Annotated in this window: 15 protein-coding genes and 1 pseudogene; 10 read left to right on the top strand and 6 right to left on the bottom strand. The window is 47.0% G+C overall.

Annotated features, from left to right (window positions below):
* Positions 1-4 precede the first annotated feature (4 nt).
* Both C1T21_RS12240 and C1T21_RS12245 read left to right on the top strand, forming a co-directional pair.
* A complete protein-coding gene (locus C1T21_RS12240) occupies positions 5-205 on the top strand; it encodes a cold-shock protein (protein WP_007428290.1) in 201 nt (66 codons plus the stop codon).
* Between the two features lie 131 nt (positions 206-336).
* On the top strand, positions 337-552 hold the full coding sequence (locus C1T21_RS12245) for a cold-shock protein (protein ID WP_013308357.1): 216 nt from the start codon (positions 337-339) through the stop codon (positions 550-552).
* A gap of 105 nt (positions 553-657) precedes the next feature.
* Here C1T21_RS12245 and C1T21_RS12250 read toward each other — a convergent pair whose 3' ends face one another.
* The gene (locus C1T21_RS12250; RefSeq protein WP_103048453.1) at positions 658-1,479 is read right to left on the bottom strand and encodes an alpha/beta fold hydrolase; all 822 of its coding nucleotides are present in this window, start codon (positions 1,477-1,479) and stop codon (positions 658-660) included.
* 188 nt (positions 1,480-1,667) lie between these two features.
* On the opposite strand from C1T21_RS12250, the gene C1T21_RS12255 reads away from it, so the two are divergent.
* Complete coding sequence (locus C1T21_RS12255; RefSeq protein WP_103048454.1) at positions 1,668-2,012, top strand: hypothetical protein; 345 nt, start codon at positions 1,668-1,670, stop codon at positions 2,010-2,012.
* Between the two features lie 51 nt (positions 2,013-2,063).
* Here C1T21_RS12255 and C1T21_RS12260 read toward each other — a convergent pair.
* Positions 2,064-2,478, bottom strand: a pseudogene (locus tag C1T21_RS12260) (N-acetyltransferase family protein).
* Positions 2,479-2,685: 207 nt separating this feature from the next.
* Complete coding sequence (locus C1T21_RS12265) at positions 2,686-3,255, bottom strand: hypothetical protein (RefSeq protein WP_103048455.1); 570 nt, start codon at positions 3,253-3,255, stop codon at positions 2,686-2,688.
* Between the two features lie 213 nt (positions 3,256-3,468).
* Between C1T21_RS12265 and C1T21_RS12270 the strand changes: the two genes are divergently transcribed.
* The 6 genes from C1T21_RS12270 to C1T21_RS12295 all read left to right on the top strand — a co-directional run bounded on the left by C1T21_RS12270 (position 3,469) and on the right by C1T21_RS12295 (position 8,225).
* A complete protein-coding gene (locus C1T21_RS12270) occupies positions 3,469-3,882 on the top strand; it encodes a GntR family transcriptional regulator (protein WP_103048456.1) in 414 nt (137 codons plus the stop codon).
* Entirely contained in the window at positions 3,879-4,592 is a 714-nt protein-coding gene (locus C1T21_RS12275) for an ABC transporter ATP-binding protein (RefSeq protein WP_103048457.1), read from the top strand. The genes C1T21_RS12270 and C1T21_RS12275 overlap by 4 nt, the downstream gene beginning before the upstream one ends.
* A complete protein-coding gene (locus C1T21_RS12280) occupies positions 4,589-5,356 on the top strand; it encodes an ABC transporter permease subunit (protein WP_103048458.1) in 768 nt (255 codons plus the stop codon). Before C1T21_RS12275 ends, C1T21_RS12280 begins: the two co-directional genes overlap by 4 nt.
* A gap of 40 nt (positions 5,357-5,396) precedes the next feature.
* Positions 5,397-5,882 (top strand): CcdC protein domain-containing protein, encoded by a 486-nt coding sequence (locus C1T21_RS12285; RefSeq protein WP_103048459.1) that lies wholly within the window; start codon positions 5,397-5,399, stop codon positions 5,880-5,882.
* 352 nt (positions 5,883-6,234) lie between these two features.
* Positions 6,235-7,455, top strand: coding sequence for a stalk domain-containing protein (locus C1T21_RS12290; protein ID WP_103048460.1), 1,221 nt, complete (start codon positions 6,235-6,237; stop codon positions 7,453-7,455).
* 92 nt (positions 7,456-7,547) lie between these two features.
* Entirely contained in the window at positions 7,548-8,225 is a 678-nt protein-coding gene (locus C1T21_RS12295; RefSeq protein WP_103048461.1) for a hypothetical protein, read from the top strand.
* 99 nt (positions 8,226-8,324) lie between these two features.
* Here the strand turns inward: C1T21_RS12295 and C1T21_RS12300 are convergent, their stop codons facing one another.
* The 3 genes from C1T21_RS12300 to bglX all read right to left on the bottom strand — a co-directional run bounded on the left by C1T21_RS12300 (position 8,325) and on the right by bglX (position 15,120).
* Positions 8,325-9,329 (bottom strand): LacI family DNA-binding transcriptional regulator, encoded by a 1,005-nt coding sequence (locus tag C1T21_RS12300; RefSeq protein ID WP_103048462.1) that lies wholly within the window; start codon positions 9,327-9,329, stop codon positions 8,325-8,327.
* 162 nt (positions 9,330-9,491) lie between these two features.
* Positions 9,492-12,932: a GH36-type glycosyl hydrolase domain-containing protein gene (locus tag C1T21_RS12305; protein WP_103048463.1), complete on the bottom strand. Its 3,441-nt coding sequence runs from the start codon at positions 12,930-12,932 to the stop codon at positions 9,492-9,494.
* A 25-nt stretch (positions 12,933-12,957) separates the two neighbouring features.
* Positions 12,958-15,120: a beta-glucosidase BglX gene (gene bglX / locus C1T21_RS12310; protein ID WP_103048464.1), complete on the bottom strand. Its 2,163-nt coding sequence runs from the start codon at positions 15,118-15,120 to the stop codon at positions 12,958-12,960.
* Positions 15,121-15,720: 600 nt separating this feature from the next.
* On the opposite strand from bglX, the gene C1T21_RS12320 reads away from it, so the two are divergent.
* Complete coding sequence (locus C1T21_RS12320; protein WP_103048466.1) at positions 15,721-16,974, top strand: sugar ABC transporter substrate-binding protein; 1,254 nt, start codon at positions 15,721-15,723, stop codon at positions 16,972-16,974.
* Positions 16,975-16,999 lie beyond the last annotated feature (25 nt).

A 16,999-nucleotide genomic window follows, 5' to 3' on the forward strand; every position in this document is an offset into this window, starting at 1 on the left:
TTCCATGCAAACAGGTACAGTTAAATGGTTTAACGCAGAAAAAGGTTTCGGTTTCATCGAGGTTGAAGGTGGAAGCGACGTATTCGTACATTTCTCCGCAATCCAAGGCGAAGGTTTCAAATCTTTGGACGAAGGCCAACGCGTAGAATTCAACGTAGTTGAAGGAAACCGTGGACCACAAGCTGAGAACGTTGTAAAACTGTAATTTAAAATTACAGCTTATTTCAGATGCCCCGAACATAGCGTTTGGGGCATTTGTTTTTATCTGTTCACAAGACCGTTTTTGAACTGATTACATCTTATCGCTTTATAAATCATGAAGAAAGAGGGATGTTTATGTACAATTCACGGAAAAAGCCAATGGATGAGATTCCTGAGGAAATTACAACTGTCTGGAATTGCGCCAGCGATACATGTAACGGCTGGATGCGGGATAACTTCGCTTTTTCTGTCGAGCCGACATGCCCCATTTGCGGTTCTGCCATGGTGAAGGGCGAGAAAAAGCTGGCTGTTTTAAATAATACGAGCTTCAATCATACCAAACAATCCTAAGCGGATAAATGTTTGTAGTGAAAGATGCCCCATAGCCATTAACGGCGCTGAGGCGTCTTTTTTGTTTTTTATAAATATAAATTATACATAAGGATGAACAGGTTTTCAATTATGTGTGGAGGGTGGGGCTAGTATGCTCAGTAAGATAGAGTTAAATTCGGGTAGCGCTTCGTAAAACACACCGTGGCCGCTTCGTTCGAAAGGAATAAGTCTTGATCCGGCAATTCCTTTTTGAGTTTGGACAGCCAGGGGGAAAGGACAGACCCGATCCAGCTTGCCGTGTAGAATCCAGGTGGGCACGTGTATACATGGCAAATCAGGGCGCAAATCAGAGTCACGTAGTGAGTACAAAGTACAAGCCATGCTATGAACTGTTGCCGCAAAGCCCTGGTCACGTAACCAGTCGCGTAAGCTCTGGCTGACGGGATTAGCAAACAACATTTCGCCAAAAGAAGTTACCAGTTGTGGACGATCTGTATAGGCTTGTTTGATGAGTTTATCTACCTCTGTGACAGGAGTACCATAAGGAAAGTCGCTGGTTGGGGTGAATCGAGGCGTAGCTGCTCCGATCAAGATCAACTGATTGACGCCAAATCCCCGGTGCCTGCTCATGTAGCGTGTGACTACAGCTCCCCCCATGGAAAAACCGATCAGCCGTACCTGATTTAACTGTAGCGCCTGCATAACAGCCAGTAGATCGTCCGCCAATCGATCATAATTGTATCCATGCCATGGTCGATCAGACTTGCCGAACCCCCTAAGATCAACCTGAATACAGCGATACCCGTAAGCAGGCAACAAGGCGGACTGGTATTCGTACATTCGGTGATCCAGCGGCCAGCCGTGCACCATCAGAACAGGGATGCCTTCTCCAATATCCTCGACATACAGCTTCACGCCGCGTTCCACCTCAATATAATATCCCATCGTGTTCACCCCTTTAGAAATCAACGGAATTTCGTTCTCTCTCACATATATGTAGCCAGGGCTTAGCTCATTCGAGAAAGGGATGGGACTGTCACGATATAAGCATATAGTATGTTGAAAAATGTATGTCATCCTGTATAGGGATAGGATATAATTATGGAATGAAACAGCATCGGGAGAGTGGAACAATGACACCATCAAAAACATTAAAATGGATTACAGGCGGATTGGAGCTATTTTTAGCTATTCCCGTTTTGGGCGGGCTACTCGTCGTAAATTCCGCGTATACTATATTGTTCTTTATGCTGATTTTCCACATTGTTACGTTGGTACTATCGGTGACGAATAGAGAGTCTTATTATGGATCTATTTTAGGGATCGTGACCTCGGTTATTGGATGGATTCCGATTGTGGGCTGGTTGATGCATTTGATCTCAGGCATATTTTTGATGATTACCGCAGCCCAGCAGCCGCATGATCAGTATCGTAATCGCAATCGCAATCGCAATCCTTATGATGATTATCGCTACTAGGGGATGTGTCGCGATGCAAAGATGAAAGATCCTGTTGAACAGGGTCTTTTTTTATTTATAAAATCTCCCCATGATTATGGTGTTGTAGTATTTGCCATCTGAAAGGACCTTATCGTTTTTTAATAACCCTTCGATTTCAAATCCATGTTTTTTATAGAGATCAACGGCTTTATCATTCGTTTCCAAAACTTGTAGAGTCATTTTCTTGATGCCATTGGAGTCAGCCCAGGAAATAGATTTTTTTTAAAACTAAAAATAGATTTCTGTTATTCTCTGTATCCGTTTTAATGAGCTGTTCAAAACCGGATGTACTTATAAACGCTTCTCCCTTCTCTCTATCTAAATTTTCAGTTTCTCCATCAATCAGCAAGCGGATTTCAGACAAATTCTTCGCATCTTGAATCATGGCAGATCTGATTGTATAGCTCATTCCTTGCACATCAAATTCCTGTTGATTTATTTTCATTACATTCACCTTTTTATGAATTAGAGTAAAAAATGACCTCTGGATTATGTTAGTCTACCACATATTATCTTGTTTACATGACAAATAAGCCTGTCTCCTTCTGTTGTATCGCAGCAGGGGACAGGCTTATTGTCGTCTCTGTTCGTACAGGGAAGCCGGACGGAGATTTATTATACATGAGTGGATGTGCCCAAACGGGAGCTGTAGCTATTTCTGCTTAGTAGAGGCTTTAGCTGCATTGGTTTTAGCAGGAGCCTGGGCATCTCCTTGAGCAGGAGCTTTACCTGCATCCGCTTTACCGCCATCTACTGGTGGCTTGGATGGTTTCACGCCATTTACCATGTCTGTCATCATTTGTTTTAGATTAGAGACGCGTTGGTTATATTCAGTTGCCGTAATCTTGCCGTTTTGTTTTTCCGTAGCCAGTTTCGCTTTCATATCTGAAACCATTACATCAATAACGGAATTTACGCTCACGCCTTGTGCTTTGGCGATCGTAGCAAGGGATTTACCTGCTTTCAACTGTGTATCCAACTGACTGGAGGATAATTTCAATAACTTCAGGAGGGCTTTGTTCTCAGCATAGTTTCCTCCTGCGATTTTAGGGCCATTAGCATCGCCGGGATTCCCCTTAGGTGCCTGTGCTTTGTCTGCGATGGGAGCCTTCTCAGGTGTAGTTGAAGCAGCATGGGCTGCGCTTGTGGAGTACAGTGCCCCGCCTCCTAAAAATGCCAAGGCCATCGTTCCAGCCAAAATTGCTTTCTTGGTGCTCTTCATCTTCATTTTCCACCTTTCGGTTATGGTTTGTTTGGTACGTGATACATCATAAGGGATCAACTTGAATGCTATCTGAGCGCAAGCTGAGCATTTACTGAATGGAATTTGGGTGACATGACTAAAATTTCAGCTAAAATAAACTTGTATTACGTGTATTAAGTGATATAATACACTACAGGCACGAAAGATTCAGCCGATTAGGGGGAAACACCCATGGAAGAACAACGGGTTGGCTCGTTCCGATTTTTAATTGATTTTAGCCAGCCATTATATGAACAAATATTAAATCAAGTACGTAGCTCCATTGCTAAAGGGGAGATCGAAATGGGAAGCAAAATGCCATCTGTTCGTGATCTGGCGCAGGAATTACGCATGAATCCGAATACCGTGATGCGGGCGTATCAGGAGCTGGAGCGGGACGGATTGACTGAGAAGCGGCGCGGGTTAGGCACTTATGTTACTTCGTCCAGTGAACGGATTGCCAGCTTTCGGGAACAATTGGCTATAACATATATTGATCAGTTTCTCGGACAGATGAGTAGCCTGGGGTTATCGTGGGAAGATGTACAGCAGTATATACGAAGCAAACAGGCCGGAAATGACAAGGAAGGAGGCGATAAGGCATGACGGAGTCTGTTGTGGTTGCGAATCATCTGGTGAAGCAATACGGCAGTAAAAAAGCACTGGATCAATTAGATGTCATCATTCCGGCAGGACGTATTGTAGGCGTGCTTGGACCCAATGGCTGTGGGAAGTCCAGCTTCTTTCGAGCGATCACCGGATTGATTCAGTCAGATGGGGGCGAGCTTCAGGTGTTGGGCCGACAGCCTGGTTGGGAAACCAACCGGGATATATCCTATCTTCCTGACCGGGCACGCTGGTACCCCAATCATACAGTTCAGCAGACGCTGGAATGGGGGAAGTCTTTTTTGCCTGGCTTCAATATAAAAGACGCGTATAAACTTGCTGATCATATGGACGTCGAGCTGGAACTTAAAATGACTGGGCTGAGTCGCGGACAGGAGGCACGTGTGCTACTGATTTTATGTCTGGCACGTGAGGTTCCACTCATGATCCTGGATGAGCCGTTTGCGGGTATTGATGTCCTCTCCAGAGAGGCCATTGTAGCCGGGATTATTGATTATTTGGAGGATCGGCAGCAGTCGATACTCATTAGCACGCATGATATTCAGGAAGTGGAAGGCTTGTTTGACTATACGGTCATGATGGACCGCGGACGGATCATATGGTCTGGTGATTCGGATGATCTGCGTGCAGAGCATGGCTCGCTGAATCAGGTGTTCCGCAATTTGTACAAAAAGGAGTGGAGGGCGTGAATTCATCAGGGCTGTTCAAAGATTTGATACGCCATGAATTTCGAAATAAAGGAAGCTGGAGAAAGCAAAGTCGCAATCGACTGCCCAGATCGTGGAGACTCGTGTATTTCTCATTATTTCTAATTGCGGCGTTCGCTATTTCCTTGTACTTCGCACTTCACAACCAGCTCGAATTGACAAGGCTGTGGTATGTCACCCTGGGCCTGCCGTACATGATCATTTTCATGGGTGTGGGAAGCTTGAGAAGAGAATGGGAAAATGACACCTACGGATGGTGGCTGACCCTTCCCTATCCGCGCATATGGCTGATTAGCGCCAAATGGATTGCGGCTATTTTACAAACCATTGTCGTAATATTGCTTCTGTTTGTGGTGGGTTCTCTGTACGCGTTGTTCATCTCATCAACCATACAGCCTTATACGTTTGCGGATGCAGCGTCTTTTATTGTAGCCGGATTGAACTGGTTTGTGATGATTATCGCCTTCACGCCGTTGGTTATTGCGCTGGGTCTATTGACGGCCAGTACCAAATACAGCACCTTGCGGCCGCTTAACCCGATACTGTGGATTCTTTTGATGGGTGGCGGGAGTGTCTTTTATTGGTCGGGCGATCAGGGGCTTTATGAGCAGTTTGATCATGCTCAAACAGGACAATGGTTTCCGTTTACCTGGCATTTCCCGATTGCGGTGTTGATCAGTTGGGTTGCTGCATATGTATTAATCCGCTTGAGCGCTTATCTGCTGGAGAAAAAACTGTCGATTTAGGCTAGCGTATCTATATGATCTATGAGGAAGGAGTTTCACCATGACGACGATATTTATATATGCATTGTTGGCTGTTTTGGTGGGGCTGATGATCTGGTTCAGAACCAAAAGACGAGGGGGGCCAGTAAAAGGAAACGGAATCCGGATTCTGCTCCCCTTGTTTATCGCATTCCCGCTTATGATGATGTCTGTGTACCAATTAATGCATATTCCCGGTCAAACGTACGCGCCCCCCGCCTTTTGGGAACTGCTGGTTGCCGGGCTATTAGGGGCTCTGTTTGGCTATGTTATTTTGCTGCATACGGCGTATGAAAGACGGGATGACGGTCTTATTTATCCCAAGCCGAACCAATATTTTAAATATATTATTATCGCTATTATCTTGATTCGCGTTGTTTTGACCCAGTACCTCAGTAGTTTGGGCACGACCGAAATTAGCATGCTGGCGATTACAATGGCGCTGGTATATATCTCAATCTGGCGGATAGGGAGCTTCATCAAGTTTCGGAGAACGTTATCGGGATAAGCATTATCAATGGTGTAAAGAAGCGGCTTGCTATTCAAAAGCGTTCATTCGCTTGGCGATAGGAGCCGCTTTTTTTGTGGTTTCATCATAAATTCATTTGTAAGACATAAGCATACATTGTTATTAGTCCCCATATCCTTTATTCTAAGGCTGTAGCTTGCTGCATAACGGGCTATGCATATAGAATTTTGAAAGGAGGGGTATTGAGGTTTCAAGAGATTCAGATGAGGGTTAAAGATAAGGCAGGACGTGAAAAGTTCATTTTTTGTGATTAGGTGTAACTTAATTAGTTACATAAAAGGGAATTGTTTTCAATTTTCTATTTTTTTTATGTTGAGAGGGGCTTACATTCATGAAAAAACATACGGTTACTGCCGCACTCGCTGGCTTGCTCGTGCTATCTTCTGCTGTACCGGCCTTGGCGGCCGAAGCAAAACCCGCTACAGGTATTCAGGTTTGGGTAGATGGCAAGAAGGAGGCTTACAAAATTGCGCCTATCGTGAGAAATAAGCAGGTCTTAATTCCCTTGAGACAATTGGCCTCCAGTTTGGGGATTCCGCTGGATTCCAAGCATATTACGTTCAATACGGCGCGTCAAAGCACAACCATTCGTTATGACCAGGCGACGGTTGTACTGGTGTCAGGCAGCCCGGAAGCGCAAATCAACGGGATTAAGGTACCACTGTCCACCTCGACCATCTTGACTAAACAAGGGGTAACCTATGTACCGGTTGATGTCATAAAAGAAGCGTGGGGCAAGCAAGTGATTTGGGACCCGGCCAGCCGAACCGTGCAAATCGGAGTGAGTAATAAGGATAAGGTTGTAGAGATTCTGAAAAGTTTTGAAACCGGAGATACGAAAGCAGCCGAGAATTGGATCAGCAAGGATCAGTACATTCAGCATAATCTGAGCTTTGCTAGCGGAAGAGATGTGTTGCTGCAAGGGATTAGCCAGTCGAAGGGAGCCAATGTACAGGTTGAAATCCAACGTGTAATTCAGGATGGCAATTATGTAGCGGTTCATTATAAAAAGTCCATTGCAGGGAAAACGAGCATTGTTTTTGATATTTTCCGCTTCGATAGCAATGGTAAAATTGTTGAGCATTGGGACAACATGCAGGACTCGGCTCCAGCCAATCCAAGCGGACACACCATGATTGATGGAACAACACAGATCACGGATCGCAACCAAACTGAGACCAACAAAACACTGATCCGCAAGTTTGTGGATGATGTCCTGGTTGGCAAAAATCGTGCTGCATTGGAAAGTTATTATAATGGTGATCAGTACATTCAGCATAATCCTCTTTTTGGTGACGGTGTATCCAATCTGAAACAGGCATTTTCTGCAGTGGGAAGCCAGGGAGCTTCTTTTGGATATGATCAGATCCACATGGTCATTGGAGAAGGCAACTTCGTGCTGGTTGTGAGTGAATTGACATCGCCTAAGGGAACTTCGGCCGCTGTCTATGATCTGTTCCGGGTAGAGAATAGCAAGGTAGCAGAACATTGGGATGTAGTTCAGGACATTCCGTCTAAAACGGAGTGGAAAAATACGAACGGAAAATTCTAAAAAATGCGCTCGTAGTATGGCATGATTGAGACGCTTTCCCAACCGTCCTATTCCTGTTAAAATGATGCAAACATATAACAGGGGGTAGGACGATGGAAGGCTTAAAGCAACGTGTGGGCTGCCTGCATGCGCATCACTCGAACATAGCCTATGTGGAACGGGCTTTTGCTTCTTATGAGGTGGAGCTGGTACATTTTGTGGACCCTGGACTTATGCGCCGGGTTTCGTTGGATCCGAATTTTTCTGCGGCCGATGCCAGTCGCAAGGTAGAAGAGCAACTGAAATGGATTGCTCAAAGCGATATAGACATTATTTTGATAACGTGCACGAATTATATCGTTTTGGCAGAAAAGGCTCAATTGACAATGCCTACGCCAGTAATTGCGCTCGATGAGCCCTTTTTTCATGAGATATGCGATGATTTGCTGCCACGGACCTTGGTATTCACGAATCCGGCTACCGTAGAGGGAACGATGAAGCGTCTTTATCATACGGCTACTCTGTTAGGCAAACCGGATATCTCTTCTATGATAGAGGTTAAGGTGGTGGAGGACGCTTTTGAACTGATTATGCAGGGACGTGAAGACGAGTATAAGGAATTGCTGGTTCGTTCGCTGTATGAGCTAAGGGAGGCTGATCCAAGCAGAGAGCTGGTTGTAGCACAGTTATCTATGGTTGATGCTGCGTTACAGGTGGAGCTGGAGACGGGGCAAACGATTGGTAATCCCTTACGGTCGTTGTCGAATTCAATTGAGGATTTGTTAGGTTAAATAAGTATAACCAAAAGAACTTCCACCCCGTGTTTTGGGACTGTGGAAGTTCTTTTTTTTTGGAGGAGGCTGGCGAGCAGGTTACTTCTGTGTTGTTCATCACAGATTCTGTTGATCTTGGGTGATGAATGCTGCGCCTGCTGATTCTCTTTGGACAAGCGTAACGTATAAACGTTCATGCTCCACGTCTTCCCCAGCAATGATTTTAAGAACTTGTTCGGCAGCTACAGCGCCCCATTTACGCTTGGAATAGTCAATCGTTGTCAGACGGGGCTGAATATATTGCGCCAGCTCGATATTATCAAAGCCGACGATATGAATATCCTTGCCAATCGTCAGCTCTGACTGAGCCATTCGATTGTAAAAGCCCACTGCCATTTCATCATTGAGACAAAATACGGCTACAGGTTCCGAACCCGGGCTAACTTGTTGCTGCAAAATGATCTCAGCCGCCTGTTCACCGCCCGATTTCTCAAAATCGCCGTCAATTTCGATCATTTCAGCCACGCCGCTACGCTCAATGGTCTGCTTGACCGCCTGCATCCGTTGCCATGAATCGTAAGAACCTTCTGGTCCGGTAACCACATATAGCTTACGGTGTCCCAATTCCAATAAATGTTCGATTGCGAGAGCGGCGCCCGCTTTGTTATCCAGCAGCACCTGGTTAATGTTAGGATGATTCAGTTCACGGTCCAACACGACAATTTTATGTCCTCGCTCGGCGTAGTTCAGTAGCTCCTGACTATCAAACGTCTGATCCAGCACAATGGCGCCGTCGATCATGCGTTCCGGCAGCATTCGGTGAGATTGCTTACCGCTGCATACGATGAGATCATAGCCCTTGCGGTTTAAAATTTCCTTGATGCCATACAGTAAATCTCCATAAACGTCTCCACGAAAATCAGTCAGGAAAACGCCAATAATTTTGGTCTGCCTTTTCTTGAGATTACGTGCGGCGGCATTGGGCACATAGTTAAGCTCTTTGGCAATGGCTAAAATACGTGCGCAAGTTTCTTCTGTTACCTTATCGCTACCATTCAAGGCATATGAAACGGTAGATATGGAAACGCCCGCCTGTTTGGCGATATCTTTAATGCTGACCACATCGTCACCTCCTTGTCGTCCGTCTTATAATTGCTATTGTATATTCATTATTAACCACATATCTATTCCAAATGTCGTAGTCCTACACATAAGCAGCAAAGGGCGATCCCGCAAGATCGCCATCCCTTTGTTGCCTATACCAGATTTAGCATCAAAAACTCTTTATAAAATAATCTCCAGACGGTGTACACCATCATGTTCTGCCAAGGCTTGCTCGAAAATCTCGCGTTTGATGCGCAAGGCACCGGAGCGGTAGCGATTATCATCGGCTGGCACGCTTTCCAGTGGTGTTCCGTTCAATACTGTACGGCCTTGCTCACCGCCAGTGTGCTCTTGCAGCATGCGGTAGACGAAGGTGATCGGTTTTCCTGCAAAAGAAAATTCAAATTCCAATCCGTCGAGATGATCCGGCAGCACTGGGTCCAGGATCAGATCTTCGCCCGACTGACGAACACCAAGGACATTCGATATGAGCTGATTCATATAGATTCCTGGACCGCTGGAATAGATTCTCCAGCCACCTTTGACGGGTACGGCTCCTTCACGCAGTTCACCAAACCGTTCCTGTGCTTCATAGCGGGTATTAAATTTACCATCCGAGCTGCTGAAATAGGCGTTGCTTTGGCGCCATTCGGCATTCGGTACGGACGCACGTATGCCGACCGGATTGATGAGCTTCAAGCTGTGCCAAGCGTCGTCCTTGCGTCCCAACTTGGCCATCGCTTCCGCAAAGCGGATATGGGCATGCACATATTGCAGCCCGACCTCACGTCCAAAGTTGGCCGCTTGCTCTGCACGCTTGAAGTGCGAGCTCACACCGCCATCATACTGTGCAGGGCGGTTCATCAGACGTACACCATCCGGGCAGAGGAACTGCTCACGGATGAGTTGCTCATGAGCCAATGCTTGCTCAGGCGTGAGCAGCTGGCTGATCATGCTGCGTGTCATCGGCAGCAGCCGAAAATGGATTCCTGTCTCGGTGTCAGACGGATGGAGCATTAGCTTAGGTTGGCCGGGCTCTTCCATATACACGAAGCCCGGAATAATTCCACTCTCCAGCATGTAGCGGTTAAAGTCTTTACGGATGCCATTGGCCATTTGATGTAGATCTTGTGCGATCTTGTCGGCTTCGCTTACTACACCCGCGGGGGCCTGCTCTAAAGCAGCAGCAAAGTTGCTAATAACTTGGTAGGTGAGTGCAACCGTCCAGCTGCTCGCCATGTATTGCTTCAGCTGAGCATTGGCTGGTTGGAGGGTATCATCCCAATCGCCGTCGCCATAGGCCGACAAATACGTATCATGCAGGAAATTCTCCCGAATATATTCGATTTCCTTCAGGGCATGTTCCATGAGAGTCGCGGTCTGCTTGGTATAATCGAAAGTATGCCGATGGGTGTAAGGCACATTTTCTTCCAGAATACTGTAATCACGGGTAGCGGTCAAATAATCGCCCAGTACCTTGAGCGGCCAGACGATAATATCCCCATGGCTTTCTTCTTGCTGCACGTGAGTATAGTTGTCAAACATAAACCATTGCGGCCAGTTTCCGCTGTCCTCGTACTGATGGCTGAAAACAGTCAGCAGAATGGAACGAACCTCATCGAACTTTTGCATAGTTGAGAAATATTCCACAGGCCCCTGACACACATCACGTGTTCCCCAGGCTGCACCGCCGTATTGCTCCAGACCGTGAGGCACAGAGTAGTGAACGAGCATATTATGGGTGTACCACCAAGCCACTGCGTTCACACGGAATAGCTCGCTCGTTTCGTGTTGACCCAGAGTCAGATGGAAACCGTTCATAAGCTCGGCAAAATATTCCCGATAGCGCTCGCGCTCATCTTCAAAGGAAGCGTGACGCTCTTTGTGCACTGATTCTTGCCCGGCTGAAAGCCCATTCAGCCAACCCTGCACGGTGCAGGTCCATTCGCTGCTGTCACCCAGCTCCAGCACAACCAGAGACGCATCAGGGGAAGCATTCCCCTGTAGCAGTGCGTGAGCGTCGCTCACATGCTGTAATGGAGCGCCCTCTATGTGCATTCGGTACAGCAGGTCTGGATAGGCTTCGGCACTCAGGGAAGCAGAGTCTGCCCGGAAGAGTAGGGCGTCACCTTCACGTTCCATATGAAACGGGAGCTCATATTCGTTCACATGCATAGACATTTGCTGAGTGATGAGGAACGGATAGGTTTTGCCGCTTGCCGCACGCATGTGAAGCCGCACTTCTGGGCTATCGACATTCGTATGATTTGTAATAATGAATGTATCGTCAGCCGTTTTGTAATACCAGCGCACATAATTGAAGCCAATCTCGAACAGGGAAGGCATCGTGAGCAGGCGGTATTTCCCTTGGATTCCGACATAGATACGTTGACCGGATGTCTTGGGAATATTGAGCGCATTACGCGCGTTGGTAATCATTTTGTTGAAATTTGTATTGCCGATTACGAGCTGGGAATTGAACACCCCGTACATATAGGAGGTGGTTGTAATGGTTTCTTCCTTACCTCCTGAGTAATGCCCGCCCATTAAAATGTGCCCATGGGGACGCTCTACACGAAGCTCTTTGGATTTGAGTACGACATGCTCATAGCTGTCCGTGAAAAAGGAAAGTAGTTCATCGCCATCCCGTTCTTCTTCCTGCCGTTTGGGGAAAAGTTGATCCACTTCGGCATCGGTCAAGTCCAGTGTGCGCAGCGGCTCACCGATGGTTTGAGCTGGAGCCACACGCCCTGCCTGAAGATCACTTGCGGCGTGTGCGGGTATGATGGTCTCGGAAGCGTCCACTAAAATGGCAGCTACTTCGTCACGTGCCTTTGTCACCAGCTCCTGATACTCCAGCTTTGTCACTGCGGCTGGATGATTGGGCTGGAACAGACCGTAAAAAGTAAAGCGAGCTTCCCCGGCCAGTTTCACCCGCTCAGATTGCAACGCGGTATAGGCGAATTCGTATTGGTACACTTCATTGGCGAGCGAGTCGCGACGGAGTGCTTCCGGCTCAGTCGTTTCTTTGTACGAAAGTCCAAAGAACTGAAATCCGTCAGTGGAGTAACCAACAGTGCGGGTTAATGAGCCTTGTTGAATGTATGGGAATGCCTGACTTTGAGGCTGGTTTTGACGTGAGCAAACGGTATAGCCTCTTTGTTCATCATGATAGACGGTGTGGTCAATATATTGAGACAAATAAGCTTCATTACTGCGCACAGCAGCGGTATCGGCAATGCCGATATCCTGACCGTACACGACATCTGCTTCCACGTCATCGCCCTGTAGGGTTACATCCCAGAACCATACTCCCAGACGGCTTAGCGTGAAGGTCACCTGATAGCCTACACCAGCGGTGAAACCTTCCCAAATAATCTGCTGATCCGTTTGTCGGATTACTCCCGGTGAGCGAACTCCAAGCAGGGGAGTGATACTTACACCGGACGGACGGTACAGTCTCAAGTACAGATTGTTCAAGGAACCGTCGACTGAATTGGTCAACAGTTGGTTGATCATCGTTGAGCCGTGGGCGATCTTATACACATCACCGCTGCTCAAAAAGGTAAAAGACAGGTCGCCGGCCCGCAGCAAAATATTTTGATCCAGACTTGTATTCATCAAAGGGAACGCCTCACTTTCCTGTTTATTTCACTAACCGAAAACGGCTTTCACTAGTATCTCGGCTGTTAGGTCCTGTAAAGACGGCAAATTCGCCGCTGTCACTGCTGAGGCTCAAATCTGCATGATGATAGCGCAGCTGAGGCTCGGTCAATGCAAATGCCACTTCCCGGCTTTCGCCTGGGGCAAGAAGGACTTTGCAGAAATCTTTCAGTTCTTTCATTGGGCGAACCGTATCACCGCTAATATCACGAATATAGAACTGGACGGTTTCCTCGACTGGACGTGTTCCTGTGTTCGTTACCTGCACTTTAACGGTCAGTTCCTGACCAGGTATAAGGGTATCGCCGGAGAGCTGTACGCTGTCATAGGCTACATCGGTGTAACTCAGTCCATAGCCGAACGGGAATAAAGGTTCGTTTGGTACGTCTAGATATTGAGACACGTAGCGTTCTTTTGTATTCGGATCTAACTGCGGGCGTCCCGTATTAAAATGATTGTAGTACACGGGCACCTGTCCGACCGATTGCGGGAAGGACATGGTCAGGCGACCCGTAGGTTCGGCATCACCGTACAACAAATCGGCAATCGCCGCGCCGCCTTCGCCACCAGGGAACCAGGCTTCCAGTACAGCGTCTACTTCTTCAATAACACCGTGCAGATCCAACGGACGACCATTAAATAGTACGGCTACCATAGGCTTGTTCAGCGTCTTCAGGCGCTTCACCAGTTCCAACTGGGCTTGTGGCAAGCGAATATTGGAACGGCTGCCTGCTTCACCACTCATATCCGAGCGCTCTCCAAGCGCCAACACGATAACCTCTGCTTGGCTGGCAGCTTGCAGAGCTTCTGTATATTGCTCCTCAGTCATATCGTCGATAGAGCAACCTGCCGCAACCGTGAGCAGCGAGGAGGATATTTTCGATTGGAATCCGTCGACAACGCGAATAGCTTCCTCCTGCGAACCACTCCACGACCAAGAGCCCAGGATATCACCGCTCTCTGCAAAAGGTCCGATCAACGCAATAGGTTGATTGCGATTCAATGGAAGAACGGAATCATTTTTGAGCAACACGCAAGATTTAATAGCTAATTCTTTGGCAACCGTACGGTGAGCTTCGCAGAACACAACTTCACGTTCACGCTCAGGGTCTGCGCCGCGTAGCGGATTTTCGAACAAGCCCAGCTTTTGCTTGAGCTTCAATATACGTATCACGGCTTCATCAATGAGCGCTTCATCCAGTTGTCCGCTGCGAACCAGCTCAGGCAGATGCCCGTTATAGCAGGAGGTCATCATTTCAATATCTACGCCAGCCAGCAGCGCTTTCTTCGCTGCCTCGCGCTCATCCTCGGCGATGCCGTGAGGGATAAGCTCCTTGATGGCAGCCCAATCCGAGATGAGTACACCATCAAAGCCCCATTCATCACGAAGCAAATCACGCATCAGGCGCTTATTGCCCGTTGCGGCTACGCCTTCTACGGTATTGAAGGACGTCATCACCATTTCGCAGCCTTCATCTAAAGCAGCTTTGTAGGAGGGGAGATAATACTCTCGCAGCTGCCATGCGGATACATCTACAGTGTTGTAATCCCGTCCGCCTTCGCCAGCTCCATATGCGGCAAAATGCTTCACGCATGCGGCCACCCGGTCGGTATCGTTCGTCAGATCTTTACCCTGAAACCCGCGCACAAACGCACGAGCAAATTCGCTGTTGAGGTAAGGGTCTTCCCCTGTAGATTCCATCACACGGCCCCAGCGCGGGTCACGCACCAGATCGACCATAGGAGCGAATGTGACGTGAACACCGGATACAGCTGCCTCGCGGGCTGCAATGGTAGCGCTCTCTTCTGCCAGCTGCATATCCCATGAGCAACCAATGGCCAGCGGTATAGGGAAAATCGTTTTGAAGCCGTGTACAATATCTGCCATAATTAAAAGCGGAATACCCAAACGGTTTTTACTTAAATGAGCCTGCTGAACACGGATCGCTTCCTTGGCCCCTGCGATGCCAAGCACGGAACCGACGTTATGGACATTTTTTTCTGTGATGCCGAGGGAAGCCATAGGGCCGGTAATTTGACTATCCGTTCCCGCTTCTTCAAAGAAGGCACCCACAAGCTGTAGCAGTTGATCGACTTTTTCTTCAAGCGTCATGTTTTCTAAATAGGAATTCAGGTGTTGTTCCATCATATTCCTCCATAAGCTGTATTGTTGGTGGACAGCTCTCTTTTTCAGATTCATGAGATTTTTTGGATAAAGATGATTCAAAAAAGTGCTGAACAGGCTAATAGCTAGTATAGAAGCATAATATTCTGTCGTATTATTAATCGAAACGTTTCTATTGTTGAACTCAGTTGGATTATATACGCTTTCAAATGGAGAGTCAAATCCAATTCAGCGGGTTTTTATAGACTAAATAACGTAATAAAGATGATATAAACGAAAAAAAGTCGGGATTCTGTACAAATGAAAAATAATATTTCTATTGAATACGGTTTCAATTTGTTCTATAATGACTATCGAAACGTTTCTATTGACGGGTATGGTCCTTGTGCTTTGAACATAAGTGTTATAGCGGTATGCTTTAATCGCTATGTATTTACATGCATCAGGGTTTTGCAAGATTCGATTCCAGTCGCTCCAAAGTGCAAAATATAGATGAACGAGACATTTCGATCTATATATTGTTCATTGGAAGTCGCTAATTGTATTTTCGCAAAATCCTCGTATTTGAATCCGTTATCATATTGCATGATCGGTAAACCGATCATCTCGGGAGGAATTCGTATGATGAAAAGAACGTTGGGGATCATTTTGGCAAGCACCTTATTACTGGGGGGCGCGCTGGTAGGTTGTTCGTCCAAGGATGATTCGTCCGGTAAAGATGCAAACGGCAAGACGACCATCACCTTATGGGGTATGGGAGCAGAAGGAAAGCTGCTGCCTGAAATTGTGAAAGATTTTGAGAAAGAAAATCCAGATATTCACGTCGATGTACAGGCGTTACCTTGGGATAACGCTCACGATAAATTGCTAACGGCTGTTGCCTCGAAGTCTGGTCCGGATGTGGTCCAATTGGGCACGTCATGGGTACCGGAGCTTGCAGCTGCGGGCGCATTGACGGACATCACACCTTATGTCAGCAAGTATCCTGAACTGGAATCGAAGAATTTCTTCGAGGGTGCTGTAGGTACGGCCCAATTTGAAGGTAAACCGGTCGCTGTACCTTGGTACACTGAAACGCGAGTTTTGTTCTATCGTACGGATCTACTGAAACAAGTTGGATATAATGAAGCACCTAAAACGTGGGAGGAACTTTCCGATGCTGCCCAAAAGCTGGCGGCTCGGGGCAAGGGCAAATATGGTATCTCCTTTAGTGCAAAGGAGCAGTCTATGGGCTTTATGTTTGCTCTCCAGAACGGTTCCAAACTGGTTGACGAGCAGGGCAATCCGCTGTTCAACCAACCACCGTTTGTAGATGCTGTGAAGTATGTAAATACCTTTTTCCAAAATGGCTCTAACGCAGTGGATATTGGAATTGATTCCGTTCAAGGTTTGCAAGGCGAGGGTATCGTTCCAATGTTTATCAGCGGTCCTTTTATGATTAAAGAAATCAAGAGCAAGGCACCAGAATTGGAAGGTAAGTGGAATATAGCGGAGCTTCCTGGCAAAGTAAACAACCTGTCCGTTTTGGGTGGAGCCAACCTTTCAATTATGAAATTCAGCAAGCACCCAGAGGAGTCGGCCAAATTCCTGGCTTACATGAGCAAACCAGAAACACAGCTGAAATGGATGGATCTGTCCAGTAACTTGCCTGCGACTACTAAATCGTGGGAAGATGCCAAGCTTAAGAGTGATCCGATGCTTCGGACGATTCGCAAACAGCTGGATCATTCCGCAGCATTGCCGCAACTGGCCGCATGGGAAGAGGTTTCTCAACAATTCATCAAGAGCTTCGAACGTATTTACCGTGGTCATGCCGATGTACAGAAGGAAATGGATGACTTTAATCAGCAGGCTGCAAGTATTATGAAAAAATAATGATCCATATCCGTCATTGTCAAAG

The sequence above is a fragment of the Paenibacillus sp. F4 genome (assembly GCF_002894905.1).
GTDB lineage: Bacteria > Bacillota > Bacilli > Paenibacillales > Paenibacillaceae > Paenibacillus > Paenibacillus polymyxa_B.